This is a genomic window from Paralcaligenes ureilyticus (genome assembly GCF_004346225.1).
Taxonomy (GTDB): domain Bacteria; phylum Pseudomonadota; class Gammaproteobacteria; order Burkholderiales; family Burkholderiaceae_B; genus Paralcaligenes; species Paralcaligenes ureilyticus.
Genome location: NZ_SMAJ01000023.1, coordinates 1 through 19,687, shown reverse-complemented (window position 1 = coordinate 19,687; position 19,687 = coordinate 1). Strand labels below are relative to the sequence as shown.

The window sequence follows — 19,687 nt, the reverse complement described above, 5'->3', positions numbered from 1 at the left end:
GCGTTTTTGTAGCGGCACCCCTTGTGGGTGCCACCAATGCGCTTAATGCGACAATATCTTGGACAGGAAGAACTTGGCGCGCTCGGAACGCGCTTCGGGATGATCGAAGAAATCGTCTTTGGAACAATCCTCGACGATAAATCCCGCATCCATGAAGACCACGCGATCGGCCACTTTCTTGGCAAAACCCATTTCGTGGGTGACCACCATCATGGTCATCCCTTCCTTGGCCAGATCGACCATCACGTCGAGCACCTCGTTGACCATTTCAGGATCGAGCGCCGAGGTGGGTTCGTCGAACAGCATGGCCAGCGGATCCATGGCGAGCGCGCGGGCGATGGCGACACGTTGCTGCTGTCCACCGGAAAGCTGCCCCGGATACTTGTCGGTATGACCCGTCAAGCCGACACGCTCAAGCAATTTTCGGCCTCGCTCGAGCGCCTCGTCTTCATTGCGCCCCAGCACCTTGACCTGCGCCAGCGCCAGATTGCGCATGACTGACAAGTGCGGAAACAGTTCAAAATGCTGGAACACCATGCCAATGCGGGAACGCAGCTTGGGTAAATTGGTATCCGGCGCACCCACCGACACCCCGTCGATCCAGATTTCACCCTTTTGGAAGGGCTCCAGCGCATTCGCTGTTTTTATCAGGGTGGATTTACCGGACCCAGACGGGCCGCATATCACCACGACCTCGCCCTTGGAAACCTTGGTCGTGCAATCCGTCAACACCTGAAAGGAGCCGTACCATTTACTGACATTCTTGAATTCGATCATAATGAAAACTCCTGACCCTTAGCGTACGATCGCCATGCGGCGATCGAGCGTTCTGACAATAAGCGACGCAGTATACGAAAGTACAAAGTACACCACCGCCGCAAAAATAAACATTTCAACCAAACGTCCGTCGCGCTGCGCCACATTGTTGGCCGCGCCCAGGAAATCGGTGAGCGACAGCACATACACCAGCGAGGTATCCTGAAACAGCACAATCATTTGCGTGAGCAACACCGGAGTCATATTACGAAATGCCTGCGGCAATACGATATGCCCCATGACCTGCCAGTAATTCAGGCCCAACGCATACCCGGCGCCCACCTGGCCACGTGGAATGGACTGGATGCCGGCACGCATGATTTCGCAAAAATACGCCGCCTCGAACAAGGTGAAGGTGATCAGCGCAGAGGTAAAGCCGCCCACCGCGATAGGATGCCCCGCACGGGTCACCCAGCCGACAATATACGGCACCAGGAAATAGAACCAGAAGATGATCAGTATCAGCGGCAAGGAACGCAGAAAATTGACATAGCCGCCCGCTATGCCCGACAAAATTCGGCTGGACGACAACCGCATCATGGCCAACAACGTGCCCAGCGCCACGGCTCCGGCGGTCGCCAGCACCGTCAGCTTGATCGTGAACACCATGCCGGTGCCAAACACATAAGGCAGCGTGCGAAGAATGATTTCGAAATCAAAATGCATGGCGTTCCCCTTATTTTTCCGTACCGATGAAACCGGGAACGCTGATCCATTTTTCAATGTAGCGCATGAGGATCACAACCACCGTGTTGATGATTAAATACAGCACCGTCGCCGCTGCAAACGATTCGAATATCTGAAATGAAAACTCTTGCATGGAACGCGCCGCGCCGGTGATCTCGATCAGCCCGATGGTGAACGCGACCGATGTGTTCTTGATCAGGTTAAGCGCCTCGGAAGTGAGGGGCGGCATAATGATCCGGACCGTCTCGGGCAGCAGTATATAGCGATACACTTGCGCTCGCCGCAGCCCAAGGGCGGTGCCCGCCATGTTTTGGCCCACAGGCAAAGAATTGATGCCAGCCCGGATTTGTTCGGCCACCCGCGTCGAGGTGAACAGGCCCAGGCAGACTACGGCCGTCCAGAACGTGGACAGCGTCGGATCGGCGGATTTGATGAAATCACCCAAGGCTTTGGGCACGATCTCGGGAAACACGAAATACCACAAAAACAATTGCACCAGCAACGGGATATTGCGAAAAATTTCGACATATCCCGCACAGATATTGGCCAGCCACTTAATGCGGCCAGTGCGCAGCACACCCACCATCACGCCTACGATCAGGGCAATAATCCAGGCCAGAGCAGACACGCCGAGCGTCCAGTACACGCCCTTTATCAAGGTATACATGTACGTGCCCGAACCGTCGGGCGCCGGCGCCCAGAAGATCGACCAGTTCCAGTTGTAATTCATGCATCCATCCTTGTGGGGGCACCATGCATCCAAATACAAAAAAGGCACAGCCCTGAACAGAGGGGCTGTGCCCGCACACAACGCCGCTTATTTGTAAACGGCAGGATCAGGCGAATCGGTAGGATGCGCGATCACTTTTTTGAGCTCGGGTGTCATGGCCCAGTTCAGGTTGACGTTCTTGGGCGGTATGGCTTTGGTAAACCACTTGGCGTAGAGCCGATCCAAAGTGCCATCTTTCATCATGGTTTTGACCGCATTGTCGACCGCTGTCTTGAAGGCCTCATCGCCCTTCGGTTCGATGATGCCATAAGGCTCAATGGTATATGCCGTTTTGCTGATCATCCAATTCTTGGGCACATGCGAGGTGGCCACCAGGCCCGCCAACAGGATATCGTCCATGAAGAAGGCAGAAGCACGGCCGCTTTCCACTGTCAGGAAGGCCTCGGGGTGATCTTTGGCGGTAATGATTTTCATGCCAAGTTTCTGATCATTGTTGGCCTGAACCAGCCAGCGCAAATTGCTGGTGCCCGAAACGGAAACCACCGTCTTGCCTTTGAAATCGGGCAGATCTTTGACCTTGGAAGACTTGAGCGCCGCAAACCGGGTGGCCGTCACAAATGTCGTGGGCGCGAAGCTGACCTGTTGCTGGCGTTCAGCATTGTTGGTGGCCGAGCCGCAGGAAAGATCCACGGTACCATTGGCCACCAGTGGAATCCGGGTGGAGGACGTAACGGGTACTTCCTTGATCTTCAAGCTGGCCAGCTTAAGGTCTTTTTTGACGGCCGCCGCAATATTGCGGCAGATGTCCATCGAATAGCCGATCGGCTTTTGGTGATCGTCCAGATACGAAAAGGGAATGGACGCATCGCGATAACCTAGAGTAATTTCGCCGCTGGATTTGATTTTGTCGAGGCGACCTTCTGCATGAGCCGCAGCCATTCCGATAACGGTGACGGTAGCAGCCAAAACAAGGGGCATAAACTTCATGGTGTCTCCTTTGAAAACTCGAAAATTTACGTGCCCAACGTATCGGGCAGAGCAGACGGCCTTGCTCATTAACGCATTGAGTGCACGTATTTTATAGAATGCAAAATTACGTTATCTGTGTAAACAAATAAAACAATAATTAAGAATTACCGACTACTTTCATAGTATGCCCGATAATGCCACGGATTTCTTTGATGAAATACCCTAATTGAGGGGAACGGATTTATATGCGCCCAAGACCATAATTTAGCGCCAGATTTCTATTTCCACTGTAACGCTATCGGCCTCGGACGTCACCAGCGCCATCCCCTCTTCGATACTGACATGCAAGGTCATGGACCGCTGGGCCATTTTGGCCAAGGCTCGAACCGCCTCGGGTTCGACCGAAATTACCCGCAAATTGGAAAGCCGCGCCACGGTCTTCTGTACGCCCTGCCACCATACCCGGCTGGCCGGGCCGCCATAGCAACAAACCGTCACTTGCGCCGATTTCCCGCTGGCTTGCAGCAGGCGCCGCTCGTCGGGATGCCCCAAATCCACCCAGTTCAGTATCAGACCGGTCAAATCCTTGCGCCACAAAGCGGGCTCGTCGGCAGTGCTCAAACCCCGGGTAAACACCAAATCTTCGTCAGCCAGCAAGGCAAAAGCTAAAACCCGCAGCATCATCCGCTCGTCGCTTTCGGACGGATGGCGCGCGACCGTCAGGGCGTGACTGTTGTAATAGCCGCGCTCCATATCGGCAACATGCAGGTCGAGTTTGAAAATCGTAGCGCGCAAAGCCATGTCAGGTCCGCGCCGGGCGACGGGTGAGTGCGCGGCACGGTCTTGTGGCACCCACAAGGGGTGCCGCTACAAAGGCGAGGCCGTCGCTCGTGTAGCGGCACCCCTTGTGGCTGCCAAAACCCTTGGCAATCAAGACGGCATCCACAGCGCTGCAGCCTATCACAGAGCCTCGGTGCCGCTTTCGCCCGTGCGTATGCGCACCGCCTGCTCAACGGGCATGACAAATATTTTGCCATCGCCAATCTTGCCGGTATAGGCGGCTTTGACAATGGCATCGATCGCCGCATCGACCATATCCGCGGACAAGACCACTTCGACTCGAATCTTCGGCAAGAAATCCACGACGTATTCCGCTCCGCGATAGAGCTCGGTGTGGCCCTTCTGGCGCCCGAACCCCTTGACTTCGGTGACCGTCAGGCCACTGACGCCCATCTCTGCCAAAGCCTCACGCACCTCATCAAGTTTGAACGGCTTAATTATTGCTGCGACCAATTTCATTGATTACTCCGATAAATGTTTTGCCCATCCGGCGTCACTTGACTTGTGTACTTGCCAACCCTTGCTACGTCTCATTCGCGAAAACCGTTAGTAACGGGATAACGCCAATCCCGGCCAAACGCGCGCGAAGTGATTTTCGGACCAATCGCACCTTGGCGCCGTTTGTACTCGCTAAGCCGAACCAGACGCACGACCTGCGCTATAACCTCCGGCGCGAACCCTGCGGCCTGTATCTGCGCCACGGACTCATTGCGTTCAACATAAGCCTCGATAATGGCGTCCAGGACTTCATAGGCGGGCAAACTGTCCTGATCCGTCTGGTCGGGACGCAGCTCGGCCGACGGCGGGCGCGTGATAATGCGCTGCGGAATAACCGGCGAGCGCTGATTGCGCCAGCGCGCCAGCCTGTACACCAGCGTTTTGGGCACATCCTTGATCACCGCGAAACCGCCCGCCATATCCCCATACAGCGTACAGTAACCGGTCGCGAGCTCGGACTTGTTACCGGTTGTGAGCACCAATGCGCCCGACTTGTTGGAGAGCGCCATCAACAAATTACCGCGTATGCGCGCCTGAATATTCTCTTCTGTGGAATCAACCGGCAGGCCCTTGAACTGCGGGGCCAGTGCCTCGTCGTAGGCCTGCACCAGGCCCGCTATATTGATCTCTTCGTACGCAACGGACAGGCCTTGGGCCATTTCGCGCGCATCGACGAGCGAAATATCGGCGGTGTAACGCGACGGCATCATGACGGCGCGCACATTCGCCGCGCCCAGCGCATCGACGGCCAACGCCAGCACCAGGGCCGAATCGATGCCGCCCGACAAACCCAGCACCGCGCGGGTAAACCCGCCTTTGGCGAGATAATCGTGAACTGCCAGGGTAAGGGCCCGCCAAATCTGTTCCAGCGAATCGGGCCACACGTGAGGCGTAGCCGACAACGATACCGGACGGCCCTGCGTGTCTAGTTCAACGATACCCAGCGCTTCCTCGAATACAGGCAAGCGCATGGCGACCCCGCCCGCAGGATCAAGCACAAACGAGGCGCCGTCGAACACCAGTTCGTCCTGGCCGCCGACCTTGTTCAAATACACCATCGTCATGCCGGCCACATGCGCCGCAATCTGCGCGTGCCGCTCATCCTGCTTGCCCAAACTGTAGGGCGACGCATTCAATACCAACAAGGCTTGCGCACCCTGCGCCCGCGCCCGTGCAGGACTATCTGGAAACCACGCATCTTCACAAATATTCAGGCCGAATCTGACGCCTTTTACCGTAAATACCAGCGGATCACGGCCAGACGCAAAATAGCGCTTTTCATCGAAAACACCGTAATCGGGCAGCTCATGCTTGAAATAAGTGGCCAGAATCCGGCCATTGACCAACACCGATGCGGCGTTATACAAAAGCCCGCCCTGCTCGCGCACATGCCCCACCACGACATGCAGATCGGTATAAGAAGCCATGTCCTGGCACAGTTGGCCAAGCTGCGCCTCTTGCTGGCGCACGAATTGCGGCCTGAGCAATAAATCTTCAGCCGGGTAGCCCGTAAGGGCCAGTTCGGGCGTCAGCAACACATCCAGGCCTTGCCCGTGCGCCCAACGCGCCGCATCGGCCACCTTGGCCGCGTTGGCCGGCAAATTTCCGACTGTCATGTTGATCTGGGCGAGCCCAAGCTTTACCGCTGTCATTTAACACAAGCCCTGTGCGTGGAGGTAAAGAACAAAATTATCGCATGCCCATTGCGTTTTTGTAGCGACAGGCCTTGTGCCTGTCATCGGTGCAATAACCTGCGCCCCGTTTGGCAAAAATGGCAGCCACAAGGGCTGCCGCTACATGATATGCCGATGGCGGCTCCTTTATAATCATGCCACTATGCCCAAAAACATCCCTTCCCCACAGCAAAATCAATTCGCCAACAAGGCCCAGGCCTGGTCTGCGCGATTTTCCGAACCTGTCTCCGACCTGGTCAAACGCTATACCGCCTCGGTTTATTTCGATCAGCGAATGGCCGATTTTGACATTCAAGGCTCGCTTGCGCACGCCGATATGCTCACCGCCATCGGCATTATCACCGCCGACGATAACGCGGCCATCAAGCGCGGCATGGCGCAAATCAAAGACGAAATCGCCACCGGCCATTTCGCCTGGTCGATCGATCTTGAAGATGTCCACCTGAATATCGAAAAACGTTTGGTCGAGCTGATTGGGGACGCCGGCAAACGCTTGCATACCGGGCGCTCCCGCAACGACCAGGTCGCCACCGACATCCGCCTTTGGGTGCGCCATGAAATCGACCTGGCCATCGATCTGCTGCATCAACTGCGCCGCGCCCTGGCGACCCTGGCGCTCGAACACGTCGGCACTATTTTGCCCGGCTTCACGCATCTGCAGGTCGCGCAACCGGTCACCTTCGGGCACCACCTCCTGGCCTATGCCGAAATGTTCGGGCGCGACACGGAGCGCCTGCGCGATTGCCGCAAACGCGTCAATCGCCTGCCGCTGGGGGCTGCCGCGCTGGCGGGCACCTCGTATCCCATCGATCGCGAGCTGGTAGCAAAAATATTGGACTTCGACGGCGTTTGCCACAACTCGCTGGATGCCGTCTCCGACCGCGATTTCGCCATCGAATTTTGCGCCGCGGCGGCCCTTGTCATGATGCACATTTCGCGTTTTTCCGAAGAGCTGGTGCTGTGGATGAGCCCACGCGTAGGGTTCATCGACCTGGCCGACCGTTTCTGCACAGGCAGTTCGATCATGCCGCAAAAGAAAAACCCCGACGTGCCCGAGCTGGCGCGAGGGAAAACCGGCCGCGTCTATGGTCATCTAATGGCGCTCCTGACCCTCATGAAGGGCCAGCCCCTGGCCTACAACAAAGACAACCAGGAAGACAAAGAAGGCCTGTTCGATTCGGCCGACACCCTACGCGACACGTTAACTATCTTCGTCGACCTGATCGGCGGTATAAAGGTGCGCGCCGACTCCATGCGCGCGGCGGCCCTCCAGGGCTTTGCAACCGCGACCGATCTGGCCGATTACCTGGTCAAAAAGGGCGTGCCATTTCGCGATGCGCATGAAACGGTGGCGCGTGCCGTACGCGTCTGCGAAGAACGCGGCTGCGACTTGCCCGACCTGGCGCTCGATGTCCTGCAAGGCTTTCACCCTTCGATCGCTCAGGATGTCTATGGGGTTCTGACGCTCGAAGGCTCAGTCGCGGCACGCGATCATATAGGCGGCACGGCGCCCAACAGAGTCAAGATCGAAGCCGAACGGATATTGGCCGAAACCGGCAAGCCGGATTAGGTTTCGTTTTTGCGGCGTGATCGGTTGGGTTGATAGATACGTTTTTGTAGCGACAGGCCTTGTGCCTGTCATCGGCGCAATAACCTGCGCCCCGTTTAACAAAAATGGCAGCCACAAGGGCTGCCGCTACATGATTCACGATCAATCCTATCCGCCGTCAAACACAGCAATCGACTCGACATGCCCGGTGTGCGGGAACATGTTTACGACTCCCGCTCCCCTGAGGCGATAGCCGCCTTCGTGCACCAGTATGCCGGCATCGCGGGCCAGCGTTCCCGGGCTGCAGGATACATACACGATCTTCCGGGGGCGTTCGGATGGCGACAAGGCGGCCAGCGCGCGCGCCACGGCTTCGGCGCCCTCGCGAGGCGGGTCGATCATAATGCGATCAAAACGGCCCAAATCGCGCAACCATTGAACGTCCACTGCAAATAAATTCAGGGTCTCAAATCGGGTGCGGCCCGCCAGACCGTGCTGCGCGGCCGATGCCTGTGCCCTTGCCGTCAGTGTTCCGCTTCCTTCTATCCCGACCACCTCGCGTACCCGCGTGGCCAGCGGCAAGGTAAAGTTGCCCAGGCCACAAAACAAATCCGCGACTCGATCCCCGGCCTGGACATCGAGCAAACGCAGCGCCCTGGAAACCAGGCTGCGATTGACGGCGTCGTTGACCTGGGTGAAGTCGCCAGGCCGATACCCCATACGCAAGCCAAATTCCGGCAAGGCATAGGCCAGCTTTGCAGCGTCTTCGGCCAGCAAAGGATGAATGGTCTCGGGCCCTTTGGACTGCAGCCACCACGAAACGTTATGCTCCTCGCCGAAGAGGCGCAGCTTGACAATATCGTCTGCGGCCAGCGGCTCCAGATGACGTAGCAATAACGCTGTCGTTTGGTCTGTGACCGACACCTCGATTTGCGGCAGGCGATCGGGTATCGACATGGCGCCGATCAGGCCGCGCAAGGGCACCAGCAGCGCCGATACATGGGGCGGCAACACCAGGCACTCCTTCATGTCCGTCACGTAGCTGCCGCGACGCTCGCGAAAACCCACCATCACGGCGCCCTTTTTCCTCACCGCGCGCACCGACAAACGGGCCCGATGACGATAACCCCAGGCCGGCCCATGCAGGGGCGGCAGCACACAGTCCGGCGCGAGCTTGCCGATGTGCGCCAGCGCGTCCTCGAGCACGCGCTGTTTGATGGCCACTTGCGCTGCCGCATCCAGATGCTGCATGGAGCAACCGCCGCATATCCCGAAATTCGGGCAAAGAGGCTCGACCCGCTGCGATGAGGCTTTTAGTACCTGATCGAGCCTGGCTATATCAAAAGAGGATTTGCGCCGGATGATATGGGCGCTGACCTGCTCCCCAGGCAATGCCCCTTCTACAAAAACGACCTTCCCATCGCTGCGTGCAACGCCACGAGCTTCCAGATCGAGCGACTCGATAGTAAATACTTCAGACATAATGGGCTCAAGCGTCCTAAAACCGGTAGTCGCGAATTTTACATGCCAAAGGCGCGCCAGGGGCCCTGCGGCGAAATCGTTCCGGTGGAGAGTGTAGCGGCACCCCTCGTGGGTGCCATCCATGCAATTGCCTGCATCACGTTTATTGAAAATGGCAGCCACAAGGGCTGCCGCTACAAAACGTACCAGTTGCTCATGTAGGGGCAGCCCTCGTGGCTGCCATTACGGGAAAACGTACCCGCTGCTCATGTAGCGGCAGCCCTTGTGGCTGCCACTACAGGATCAGTGATGCCTTTCGTGTCTATCATGTCCGGCAGGCTTGTCGGCTCTTTCCTTTAGATAAGCCGCTATCTTTTGTTGTTGCGTGCTATCGAGCGCATCCCAGACCGCCAGCCATTTTTGATCGACTTCCTGACGGCCCGTACCCATCGCTTTTTGCCACATGGCATCGGCGGCCTGCAAAGCCGCATGAGGGTCGACCTTGCCGGCGTCCAACTGCTCTTTCCGCTGCTGCCGGGCCGTTTTCATCGCATCGCGCCGAGATTGCCGCAGGGCCTGTTGCGCGGCCTGGGCATCGGCCACCAGTTTCATCTGGCTATCGTTCAGATTCAGTGAACTCACCAGCTTGTGCCTGACAGAGCCGTAACCCGGGACCCACAGTGACATACCCTTTTTTTCATGATGATGTTTTTTCGCGTGCGGCACGGCCGGCGCTGTCTGGCTGGCACCTGCCGAAGCAGCGTTTTGCGTGGTGCTGCCGGGTGTAGCACTTGCCGGCGCTTGCGGCGCGGCCGCCATGGCAGCGCCCTGCAGGGCAAGCGCCGTAGCCAGCACGGCAAACTTGGCCAAGATAGGAGTTTTCAAGTGTCGCATGATGATGATCCCTTTAGAAATCGCAAGTCAACGCTTCACGAACATGATGAAGCAGGCCATAGTGTCGGCCCTAACCCATTTCCAATCTGTTTCAACCACCGCGAATCATTTTCAATTGATTTCAGGGCCGCCTGCACAAGCCGCCAAGCGCCCTGGGATCCGTCAGGCGTCCCAGGCCGCCAGGTATTCCTTCCAGTGCGGCGCATCGCTGGCTGCCAACGTGTCGCGCACCAGCTTCACCTCGGCATCGTAAGCTGCCTGATCGAGTTCGCCCTTGATAAAGCGAAAGCGACAATACACCAGCCAGGTATTCACCACGTCGGTCTCGCAGTAGGCGCGTACTTCATCAGCCCGGCCGTCGGTCCAGGCCTGCCAGACCTGGCTGCCATCCATGCCCAACTTGCCGGGAAAACCGCAAAGCTTGGCGAGCTCGTCCAGCGGTGCATTGGCTCGCCCGTTATATTTGGCCAGCAAATCCATCAGATCGATATGACGATTGTGATAGCGATTAATGTAATTGCTGTATTTGAAATCGCGATCATCTTCGCCGGTATCCCAATAACGCGGCGCCTGTATCCCGTGGATCAGGCTGCGGTAATGTAAAACAGGCAAATCGAAACCCGACCCGTTCCAGCTCACAAGCCGCGGCGTGTACCGCTCTATTGTCTTGAAAAACCCCGCTATCAGCGTCGACTCGGGGTCCCCTGCATGGCCCAGCGTTTTGACGCGAAAACCCTGGTCGTCGCGAAACACGCAGCCCACCACCGCCACCTGCTGCAAGTGCAAGGGCAAAAAATCGTTGCCATGGCTTTCACGGCGAGCAGCCAGAGCCGCCTCGACCACTTGCACATCGCTCATCTCCGGCCCATGACGATTCAAACGGCGCAGACCCACCGCGTCGGGAATCGTTTCAAGGTCGAAAACCAGCGTTGGAATCATCGGGGAGGCAAATACGACAAGGGGTTGACTGGCGTACCGCGGCGGCGGATTTCAAAATGCAGACGCGGAGAGGTTGTGTCGGTTTGCCCGATCAGGGCAATTTTCGCGCCGCGATGCACCTGCTGCCCGGTTTTGACCAGGAGGGTCTGATTATGCGCATAAGCCGTAATAAACCCGTTGCTATGACCCAGAAGGATCAAATTACCCAGACCTCTTACGCCATTGCCGGCATACATGACTTTGCCATCGGCCGCCGCGTGCACGGGCTCGCCCGGAGCGCCCGAGATATCGATCCCCTTGGTATTGGAATTGAACCCCTGAATGATGCGCCCCGATGCCGGCCACGCCCATTGAATCAGCGCCGCGTCGGAGGCTTTCTCGGCCGTGGTGGCTTCGGCCGCCGCGGGAGGCGCAACAGGAACTGGCGTCGCAGTGACCGTCGACGATGGAGCAGGCGCCGGCCCGCCGGTGCCACCCAGGCGCAAAGTCTGGCCAACCCGCAACTGGCTTGGGTCGCTGATATTGTTGGCGCGGATCAGCGTAGCCACATCCACATTGTTTTTCTGGGCAATCTTATACAGCGTGTCGCCAGACTTGACGATATACGTGCCGCCCGCCTCAGCACTGCTGCTACTGCTTGCACCGCCGGTCAGGTCGGTGACGGGCGCATGCGAGGTGCTCGATGCGCAGCCCGCCAAAATAGACGTGGCGAGAACAGCCGTAATCAACAAATAGCGAGACATGCGTTGCTCGCGTGCCGCGATAACGGTAGGCTGGGACGTCCCTGCATGCATATGGATCTCCTGATGACTCATGATTGTGTTCCGGCCCGTAACGGCACGAAGCGCACGGACTCCAGTTCTTCGCGGTGCCACGTCGTAGGGCCCATTCGTTCGACCAGAATCAGACGTTGCGCCGAACTCCCTTCCGGGGCGATCAAGCGACCTCCGGTAGCCAGCTGCTCGAACAAGGCCGGAGGAATTTTAATACCCGCCGCAGCCACGACAATAGCGTCGAAAGGCGCAACGCCGGGCAGGCCCAGCATTCCGTCTGCGTGAGACAGACGGATACGCGTAATCAGTTTAAGCGCGCGTAGGTGATTGCGTGCAAGCTCATACAAACCGCGGATGCGTTCGATGCTGTGCACTTCGCGCACGAACTGCGCCAGTACAGCAGCCTGATAGCCGCAGCCCGCGCCCACTTCCAGAACTTTCACCGGCACGCGGTTTTCACAAACGGCAGAAATCATGCGAGCGACCACCCAAGGCTGAGAAATCGTTTGGCCATAACCTATAGGCAGGGCCGCGTCTTCGTAGGCACGGCTGGCCAAACCTTCGTCGACAAACAAATGGCGCGGCACCGCCATCATGGCGGCCAGCACACGCTCATCCTGAATGCCCTGATTGCGCAAACGCTGGATCATCATGCCACGCGAACGCTCGGAGTTCAAACCCAAGTTGACAATTGTTGACGCGGAGTCGGCGTCCGACGCGCGCGGCGCCTGCGCACCTGGCGTGGATATCCGGGTATTGCTGTTGCTCGCGGAAAACCCGCGGCCCAGGCTGGATCGGCCGAAACGATTGTGCGCGCCTGTCGCGAACGGAAATGGAGTTACAGGCTTGCGCATAAGGCTCCCGCCCAAATTTTTACCTCTGGCAACTGCTCATAATGAGTCAGGTCCAGTCGCAGCGGAGTGACTGACACGATGTTTTGCGCTACCGCGCCAAAATCCGTATCGGCCGCCGAATCGGAAACATGGCCCACCGGTCCGATCCAGTACACCGGATCACCGTACGGCGTACTGCTTTTGACCACCGGTTCGGACTGATGCCGCTTGCCCAGGCGCGTAACCTGCATCCCATGCAAGGCTTTGATCGGTACTGCCGGCACGTTGACATTAAGCAGAACATTTTGTGCCAACGGCGCAGACAATTGCTGTTGAACAAGCAATCGAGCCACATGGGCCGCCGTGTCCAGATGCTCCCAACCTTTTTTTATCAAGGAAAAGGCAATGGATGGAATCCCGAACAGAAACCCTTCGGTCGCTGCGGCAACCGTACCGGAATACAAAGTATCGTCGCCCATGTTGGCGCCATTATTAATGCCCGACACAACCAAATCGGGGCGAAAATCCAGCAGACCCGTCAGCGCAATATGCACGCAGTCCGACGGCGTGCCATTCACGAAGTAAAAGCCATTGGCGGCCTGCCGCACGGACAAGGGCCGATTCAGCGTCAGCGAGTTCGACGCGCCGCTGCAATTCGTTTCCGGCGCTACGACGGTCAGGTCTCCCAGGCCATCCAGGGCCCGAACCAAAGCCTCGATGCCCGGGGCGTTATAACCATCGTCGTTAGACACCAGTATGCGCATTCATCTTCCACAAAAATACCAATAACCCTAGCGGATTGTACCCGGTCGTTTTGCAATTTTGGGCCAGGTGCAAGGTAGAATCATGCCAAACCGTTCTGGAGTCCCTGCATCATGTCTTCGATAAGCGCTGTCGTTCTGAGCCTGACCCTTGTTTTGCTGTCTTATCTGGCAGGATCGGTGTCGTTCGCAGTCGTCGTCAGCCGTCTTATGGGGCTGCAGGATCCACGCACATTCGGCTCCAAAAACCCCGGAGCCACCAACGTGTTGCGCACCGGCAACAAAAAAGCGGCGGTGCTTACCCTGCTTGGCGACGCCGCAAAAGGCTGGCTGGCCGTGTGGTTCACGGGCATGCTGGCCGCGCATTTTCATTTGCCCAGCCTGGTCGTGGGCGCAAGCGCCATAGCGGTCTTTCTGGGCCACATCTACCCGATATTTCTCAATTTCAAAGGAGGTAAGGGGGTGGCCACAGCCCTGGGCGTGCTGCTTGCCCTGCAACCCTGGCTGGCCGCAGCCACGGCGTGTACGTGGCTGATCGTCGCCTACGCGACGCGCTACTCTTCGCTCGCGGCCATCATGGCGGCCATCTTTGCACCCTTGTACTACCTGTTCGGCGGTGACGTAGCCTGGGATTTCGACGCTGTCATCTGCCTGGCCATCGCCCTCATCAGTGCCGGGCTAATAGCCCGCCATCGCGCCAACATTGCCCGGCTGATGACCGGCAAAGAAGGCCGAATAGGCGGCAAGCCCGGCGCGCATTAATTATCGCGGCGTCACGGCGTGCCGCGGCGCACGGCCTAAGGATGGACGCCCGGCCGGCAAACGTCTTGCAGATCCCATCGAGGCTTGACGGTAAAGGCATGCCCGGTGTCGGACAAATCGACCAAACCCGCCTTGACCCGCAGCGCGCCGGCAAAGGCAATCATGGCACCGTTGTCCGTACACAAATCGAGCGGCGGGAAAAACACTTGGCCGTGTCGCGCGGCAAGCGCCTGGGAAAGCTTTTCACGCAATCGCCGATTGGCACCCACACCACCCGCGACGACCAGGCGGCTCAAGCCGGTTTGCTTCAACGCCTTGATCGCCTTGGCAGCCAGAACATCAACGATGGCCGCTTCGGTGGCCGCCGCCAAATCGGCGCGCTGCTGCGGCGTGAGGCCGCCCGGTTCCCGCTCCAATTGCCGCAGGCGTGTAAGCACGGCCGTTTTCAGGCCGCTGAAACTGAAATCCAGATCGTGGCTGTGCAACTTCGGACGAGGCAGATCGTAGCCGGCGGAGTTGCCCGTTTGCGCCAGCCGCGACAACTCCGGGCCGCCCGGATAATCCAGGCCCAGCAACTTGGCGGTTTTGTCAAAGGCCTCGCCCGCTGCGTCGTCGAGCGTCTCGCCCAATAATTCGTAGTCGCCCACCGCATTGACGCGCATCAGTTGCGTATGCCCGCCCGATACCAGCAAGGCAATAAACGGGAACTGCGGCCGCGGGCTGGCCAGCAGCGGCGAGAGCAAATGCCCCTCCAGATGATGGATGGCAATGGCCGGCAGCCCGCGAGCCCAGGCGAACGACTGTGCGACGCTTGCCCCCACCAGCAAAGCTCCGGCCAGACCCGGGCCGGCCGTGTAGGCCACGGCGCCAATATCGTCAAAGGAAAGATTTGCTTTTTGCAGGACTTCGGTGGTCAGCGGCAATACGCGCCGGATGTGATCGCGCGAGGCCAGCTCGGGCACCACGCCGCCATACTCCCGATGCATCGCGATCTGGCTATGCAAGGCATGAGCCAATAGACCGCGTTCGGTGCATACCGCCGCCACCCCGGTTTCATCGCAGGAACTTTCAAAGCCAAGAATAATCATGATGCCGAAAGTGTACAGCCAAGGCTCAAACGGGCATAGAATGGCCGGCAGCTTCACCCTCTTTTTGTTATGTCAACGAATCAACCGACTGGGGAAATCGAATGCTGGAACACTACTTCAAGCTGGCGGCGCACAATACTACCGCGCGCACAGAAATTTTGGCGGGTCTGACCACTTTCCTGACCATGTCCTACATTATTTTTGTGAACCCGAATATTTTGCACGATGCGGCGCATATGAATCACGACGCTGTCTTCGTGGCAACGTGCCTCGCGGCGGCGGTCGGCACATTGATCATGGCGTTCGTCGCCAACTGGCCTATTGGCATGGCGCCGGGCATGGGCCTGAACGCCTTTTTCGCCTACACCGTCGTAGGCGCCATGGGCTACACCTGGCAACAGGCGCTGGGTGCGGTGTTCATCTCGGGCACGATCTTCGTCATATTGACCCTTACCGGCATACGATCATGGCTGATAGCGGGAATCCCCAAGTCCCTGCGCTCGGCCATCGCCGCCGGCATTGGGTTGTTTCTGGCCATTATTGCGCTGGGCGGCGCGGGCATCGTCGTTGCCAATCCGGCCACCAAGGTGGGCCTGGGCAGCCTGACGGCCGCGCCGGCGTTGTTCGCCATTTTGGGTTTCTTCATTATCGCCGTCCTCGATACGCTGAAAGTACGCGGCGCCATCCTGATCGGAATACTGGCCATTACCGTACTGTCCATGCTGACAGGCAACAATCAATTCCATGGCGTATTTTCCGCGCCTCCCAGCCTGGCCCCGACGTTCTTTCACCTGGACATTCCAGGCGCCCTGCACACCGGCTTTCTGCACGTCATTCTGGTATTCGTGCTGGTCGAGGTGTTCGATGCGACCGGAACCATGATAGGCGTGGCCAAACGTGCCGGGCTGATCCAGGAAGGCAAGCCCAACCGTCTGGGCCGTGCGCTGCTGGCCGATAGCTCCGCCATTGTGGTGGGTTCGTTTCTGGGCACCAGCAGCACGACGGCCTATATCGAAAGCGCCTCAGGAGTGCAGGCAGGCGGGCGCACCGGCCTGACGGCTCTCACCATTGGTGTTCTGTTCCTTCTTGCGCTCTTTCTGTCGCCCCTGGCCGGCTCCGTCCCGGAATACGCCACCGCCCCAGCCTTGCTGTATGTCGCTTGCCTGATGCTGCGCGAGCTGGTCGATGTAGACTGGAGCGATATCACGGAATCGGCGCCGGCCGCCCTGGCTGCGCTGATCATGCCCTTTACCTACTCTATCGCCAATGGTCTGGCGTTCGGCTTTATCAGCTATGTGGTGCTCAAGGCCTTTACCGGAAAATTCAGGGACATACATCCGGCAACACTGCTGGTCGCCGTGTTGTTCGTCATTAAATACGCGTTTTTCCCTGGCTAAGCCATAGCCACAGCCCGGTCCGCAGGCCAACATGGCCTGCGGGTCAGGTGTCGATTCCGCGCGAACTCAGATACTCGTCGTAGTTGCCCAGGTAATCGACGATTTCCCCACCCGGCATGATTTCGATCACCCGGGTGGCAACACCCGACACGAACTCGCGATCGTGCGATACGAAGACCACCGTACCGGCGTACTTCTCAAGCGCGAACTGCAGCGATTCAATCGACTCCATGTCCAGATGATTGGTGGGCTCATCCATCAGCAGTACGTTGTGCCGGCCCAGCATCAGGCGCCCAAAGCTCATGCGGTTCTTTTCGCCGCCCGAAAGCACTTTGACCATCTTGGGAATATCGTCGGCCGAAAAAAGCAGGCGCCCCAACACCGAACGCAGAGATTGATCATCATCGCCGACTTGTCGATAATCCAATAGCCAATCAAACAGATTACTGTCGTACTGGAACTGCTCGGACACATCCTGGGCCATGTAGCCGATGTCGGCGTTATCCGACCACTTGATACTGCCGCCATCTGGCTGCAGGTCGCCCGCCAGCATACGCAACAGGGTGGTCTTCCCCACGCCGTTGGCGCCGATGATCGCAATCTTCTGGCCCGCATCGATCATGGTGGAAAACGGGCGTATCACCGGCGCGTCATACGATTTTTGCACGTGATCGAGCGTCACGGCCAGGCGATGCATCACTTTATTCTGCTCGAAACGAATGTACGGATTCTGGCGCGACGACGGTTTGACCTCGACGGTGTCGGCCTTGATCCGGTCGATCTGCTTCAAGCGTGAAGTAGCCTGGCGCGCCTTGGATTTATTGGCGGAGAAACGCCGCACAAAGTCCTGCAGCTCGGCCACACGCTCTTTCGCCTTGGCATTGGTGGCCGTCACGCGCTCGCGCGCCTGGGTGGACGCCAGCATGTAGTCATCGTAATTGCCCGGGTAGATGCGCAATTCGCGAAAATCAAGGTCCGCCATATGAGTGCAAACCTGATTCAGGAAGTGCCTGTCGTGGCTGATGATGATCATCGTGCTCTGATAACCATTGAGCACGTCCTCGAGCCATCGTATCGTGTTGATATCGAGGTTGTTGGTCGGTTCGTCGAGCAACAGCACATCGGGATTGGAGAACAGGGCCTGCGCGAGCAGGATGCGCAATTTCCAGCCAGGCGCAATCTCGCGCATGGGCAAGTTATGCTGATCGACCCCGATCTCCAGGCCCAGCAACAGCTCGCCTGCGCGCGCTTCAGCCGTATAGCCGTCGTATTCGGCAAATTTGGCCTCGAGATTCGCGGCATGCATGTAATCTTCTTCGGTCGCGTCCGGATTGGCGTAGATGGCGTCGCGCTCGGTCATGGCCTGCCACATTTCTTCATGGCCCATCATGACCACGTCCAGAACCCGGCAGTCCTCAAACGCGAACTGGTCCTGGCGCAGTTTGCCCAGACGCACCCCCGGCTCCAGCGACACGTTGCCGCTGCTGGCCTCCAGGTCGCCGCCTATGATTTTCATAAACGTGGATTTGCCCGAGCCATTGGCGCCGATCAGGCCATACCGGTTGCCTTCGCCAAACTTGACACTAACGTTTTCGAATAGCGGCTTGGGGCCGAACTGGATAGTAAGATTTGCGGTTGAGATCACTGAGAGTTATCGCGTAGAAGAAGTCAAAAGAACCTGCAAGTTTAACAAGCCCGCGATAAACGCGCCCAGGACGCGCTGTTTACGGACTTAAAAATGCTCTTCGAGCACGAGATGCGCCATGCCTTTTTCGGTGGCAATACCCACTTTTCTGCCCACAGGCAATGTCGCCTTCATCTTGACGTGGCCAAACGGCAAGCCGGTTACGACCGGCACCTTGACACTGGCACGCAGCCATCGAACCACCGAGGGCATGTCAAAACCATTGTCATGCGAGGCCAGGCGGTAGTCGGAAAAATGTCCCAATACGATCGCCTTTTGGCGCTGCAGCACGCCGGCCTGCCACAATTGCGTCAGCATGCGTTCGACCCGGAACGGATGCTCGCACACGTCTTCCAGAAATAAAATGCCCCCTTTCACCTTGGGCAGATAGGGTGTGCCCACCAGGGAACACACCATGGCCAGATTACCGCCCCACAAAATGCCGCGCGCATCGACCGCATCGGCGTCGGTGGTTTCAAAACTGAGGATTTCAAGCTCGCCGCGCATGCTTTCGGCAAAGAGGTCGGCCGTCAGATCGTCCATCGTGGGGGAACCGAAATCGAACACGGCGGTCGGCCCGGCAAAGCTGGAAGCTCCGGTGCGAGCCAACAGAGCCAGGTGGAACACCGTAAAATCGCTGTGGCCTATGAATATTTTGCCGCTGTCGGCCACCGCCTGCCAGTCGATGAAAGGCAGTAAACGGCCTAGACCGTAGCCGCCGCGCGTTGCCATCACGATAGGCAGCTTTTGCTTCAGGGCGCGGGCGATACCGGCCAGGCGCTGTCGGTCGGTTCCTGCAAAACGTTCGTGCACGGCGAGCGCGGCGCGATCGACGGCAGTCTTGAAACCAAGCTTGGTCAGCCGGGCGCAAGCTAATTCGACTCTTTTCGGGTCGGCCACGGCGCCGGAGGGCGAAATGAGGTAGATGCCGGAAGCGGCGTGATGCGGGGCGTGGCTCATGGGTAGGCTCTTCGAGACGAAAGGAGGAAATTCAATGTATGCAATCAGGCGCGCATAAGTATAGTGGACTTGGCGTCTTGCCTGCCCGACTGTGTCTTTTTGCTTTTGTAGTGCCACCCCTTGTGGGTGGCATTCTTTATATTACGTTATCGTTGCTAAAAACCTTCTAAACCCGCGCCGTGGGCGCTTGAGCTGGTTCGGGCTCTGACGGGCACGGTTCTGGCTGCGCCAGAACTTCCCGCGCGCAGAACCTGATTCGGGGCGGCGTGCGAACTCGCGCCGCGCACAGCATGCTGTGCGCACCCGTGGCGCTCAAACAGCGCACGCCTTGCCTCCCCGAACCAGGCCCTGC

General features: G+C 58.2%; 20 protein-coding genes. 3 read left to right on the top strand and 17 right to left on the bottom strand.

Annotated features, from left to right (window positions below; all coding sequences use genetic code 11):
• Window positions 1-42: 42 nt before the first annotated feature.
• The 7 genes from EDC26_RS18860 to EDC26_RS18830 all read right to left on the bottom strand — a co-directional run bounded on the left by EDC26_RS18860 (window position 43) and on the right by EDC26_RS18830 (window position 6,192).
• Window positions 43-777 (bottom strand): amino acid ABC transporter ATP-binding protein, encoded by a 735-nt coding sequence (locus EDC26_RS18860; protein WP_132585826.1) that lies wholly within the window; start codon window positions 775-777, stop codon window positions 43-45.
• Window positions 778-795: 18 nt separating this feature from the next.
• Window positions 796-1,482 carry an amino acid ABC transporter permease gene (locus EDC26_RS18855; protein WP_132585823.1) on the bottom strand — a complete coding sequence of 229 codons (687 nt, stop codon included), beginning with the start codon at window positions 1,480-1,482 and terminating at the stop codon, window positions 796-798.
• 10 nt (window positions 1,483-1,492) lie between these two features.
• Window positions 1,493-2,233, bottom strand: a complete 741-nt coding sequence (locus tag EDC26_RS18850; RefSeq protein ID WP_132585820.1) for an amino acid ABC transporter permease — start codon at window positions 2,231-2,233, stop codon at window positions 1,493-1,495.
• An 87-nt stretch (window positions 2,234-2,320) separates the two neighbouring features.
• A complete protein-coding gene (locus EDC26_RS18845; protein WP_132585817.1) occupies window positions 2,321-3,220 on the bottom strand; it encodes an amino acid ABC transporter substrate-binding protein in 900 nt (299 codons plus the stop codon).
• A gap of 246 nt (window positions 3,221-3,466) precedes the next feature.
• Complete coding sequence (locus EDC26_RS18840; protein ID WP_132585814.1) at window positions 3,467-4,003, bottom strand: YaeQ family protein; 537 nt, start codon at window positions 4,001-4,003, stop codon at window positions 3,467-3,469.
• 159 nt (window positions 4,004-4,162) lie between these two features.
• Entirely contained in the window at window positions 4,163-4,501 is a 339-nt protein-coding gene (locus EDC26_RS18835) for a P-II family nitrogen regulator (RefSeq protein ID WP_132585811.1), read from the bottom strand.
• Between the two features lie 71 nt (window positions 4,502-4,572).
• The gene (locus tag EDC26_RS18830; RefSeq protein WP_132585808.1) at window positions 4,573-6,192 is read right to left on the bottom strand and encodes an NAD+ synthase; all 1,620 of its coding nucleotides are present in this window, start codon (window positions 6,190-6,192) and stop codon (window positions 4,573-4,575) included.
• Between the two features lie 184 nt (window positions 6,193-6,376).
• On the opposite strand from EDC26_RS18830, the gene argH reads away from it, so the two are divergent.
• Window positions 6,377-7,804 (top strand): argininosuccinate lyase, encoded by a 1,428-nt coding sequence (argH, locus tag EDC26_RS18825; protein WP_132585805.1) that lies wholly within the window; start codon window positions 6,377-6,379, stop codon window positions 7,802-7,804.
• 147 nt (window positions 7,805-7,951) lie between these two features.
• On the opposite strand, the gene rlmD is transcribed toward argH, so the two are convergent.
• From rlmD to surE, 6 genes are all read right to left on the bottom strand, one after another.
• Window positions 7,952-9,265: a 23S rRNA (uracil(1939)-C(5))-methyltransferase RlmD gene (gene rlmD, locus EDC26_RS18820; protein WP_132585802.1), complete on the bottom strand. Its 1,314-nt coding sequence runs from the start codon at window positions 9,263-9,265 to the stop codon at window positions 7,952-7,954.
• 282 nt (window positions 9,266-9,547) lie between these two features.
• On the bottom strand, window positions 9,548-10,138 hold the full coding sequence (locus EDC26_RS18815; protein ID WP_132585799.1) for a hypothetical protein: 591 nt from the start codon (window positions 10,136-10,138) through the stop codon (window positions 9,548-9,550).
• A 162-nt stretch (window positions 10,139-10,300) separates the two neighbouring features.
• The gene (locus tag EDC26_RS18810; protein WP_132585796.1) at window positions 10,301-11,077 is read right to left on the bottom strand and encodes a 3'-5' exonuclease; all 777 of its coding nucleotides are present in this window, start codon (window positions 11,075-11,077) and stop codon (window positions 10,301-10,303) included.
• Complete coding sequence (locus EDC26_RS18805; protein WP_132585907.1) at window positions 11,074-11,871, bottom strand: peptidoglycan DD-metalloendopeptidase family protein; 798 nt, start codon at window positions 11,869-11,871, stop codon at window positions 11,074-11,076. The genes EDC26_RS18810 and EDC26_RS18805 overlap by 4 nt, the downstream gene beginning before the upstream one ends.
• A gap of 17 nt (window positions 11,872-11,888) precedes the next feature.
• Window positions 11,889-12,704 carry a protein-L-isoaspartate(D-aspartate) O-methyltransferase gene (locus EDC26_RS18800; protein ID WP_132585793.1) on the bottom strand — a complete coding sequence of 272 codons (816 nt, stop codon included), beginning with the start codon at window positions 12,702-12,704 and terminating at the stop codon, window positions 11,889-11,891.
• The gene (gene surE / locus EDC26_RS18795; RefSeq protein ID WP_132585790.1) at window positions 12,689-13,447 is read right to left on the bottom strand and encodes a 5'/3'-nucleotidase SurE; all 759 of its coding nucleotides are present in this window, start codon (window positions 13,445-13,447) and stop codon (window positions 12,689-12,691) included. Before surE ends, EDC26_RS18800 begins: the two co-directional genes overlap by 16 nt.
• Window positions 13,448-13,558: 111 nt before the next feature.
• On the opposite strand from surE, the gene plsY reads away from it, so the two are divergent.
• Window positions 13,559-14,206, top strand: a complete 648-nt coding sequence (gene plsY / locus EDC26_RS18790) for a glycerol-3-phosphate 1-O-acyltransferase PlsY (RefSeq protein WP_132585787.1) — start codon at window positions 13,559-13,561, stop codon at window positions 14,204-14,206.
• Window positions 14,207-14,241: 35 nt separating this feature from the next.
• Here the strand turns inward: plsY and tsaD are convergent, their stop codons facing one another.
• Window positions 14,242-15,294, bottom strand: coding sequence for a tRNA (adenosine(37)-N6)-threonylcarbamoyltransferase complex transferase subunit TsaD (gene tsaD, locus EDC26_RS18785; protein WP_132585784.1), 1,053 nt, complete (start codon window positions 15,292-15,294; stop codon window positions 14,242-14,244).
• A 101-nt stretch (window positions 15,295-15,395) separates the two neighbouring features.
• Between tsaD and EDC26_RS18780 the strand changes: the two genes are divergently transcribed.
• Window positions 15,396-16,691 carry an NCS2 family permease gene (locus EDC26_RS18780; protein WP_132585781.1) on the top strand — a complete coding sequence of 432 codons (1,296 nt, stop codon included), beginning with the start codon at window positions 15,396-15,398 and terminating at the stop codon, window positions 16,689-16,691.
• 43 nt (window positions 16,692-16,734) lie between these two features.
• Here EDC26_RS18780 and EDC26_RS18775 read toward each other — a convergent pair whose 3' ends face one another.
• The 3 genes from EDC26_RS18775 to EDC26_RS20250 all read right to left on the bottom strand — a co-directional run.
• Window positions 16,735-18,336 (bottom strand): ABC-F family ATPase, encoded by a 1,602-nt coding sequence (locus tag EDC26_RS18775; protein WP_132585778.1) that lies wholly within the window; start codon window positions 18,334-18,336, stop codon window positions 16,735-16,737.
• An 87-nt stretch (window positions 18,337-18,423) separates the two neighbouring features.
• On the bottom strand, window positions 18,424-19,335 hold the full coding sequence (locus EDC26_RS18770; RefSeq protein WP_132585775.1) for an LD-carboxypeptidase: 912 nt from the start codon (window positions 19,333-19,335) through the stop codon (window positions 18,424-18,426).
• Window positions 19,336-19,490: 155 nt separating this feature from the next.
• A partial coding sequence (locus tag EDC26_RS20250; protein ID WP_207915206.1) for a hypothetical protein occupies window positions 19,491-19,687 on the bottom strand: 197 nt, incomplete at its 5' end.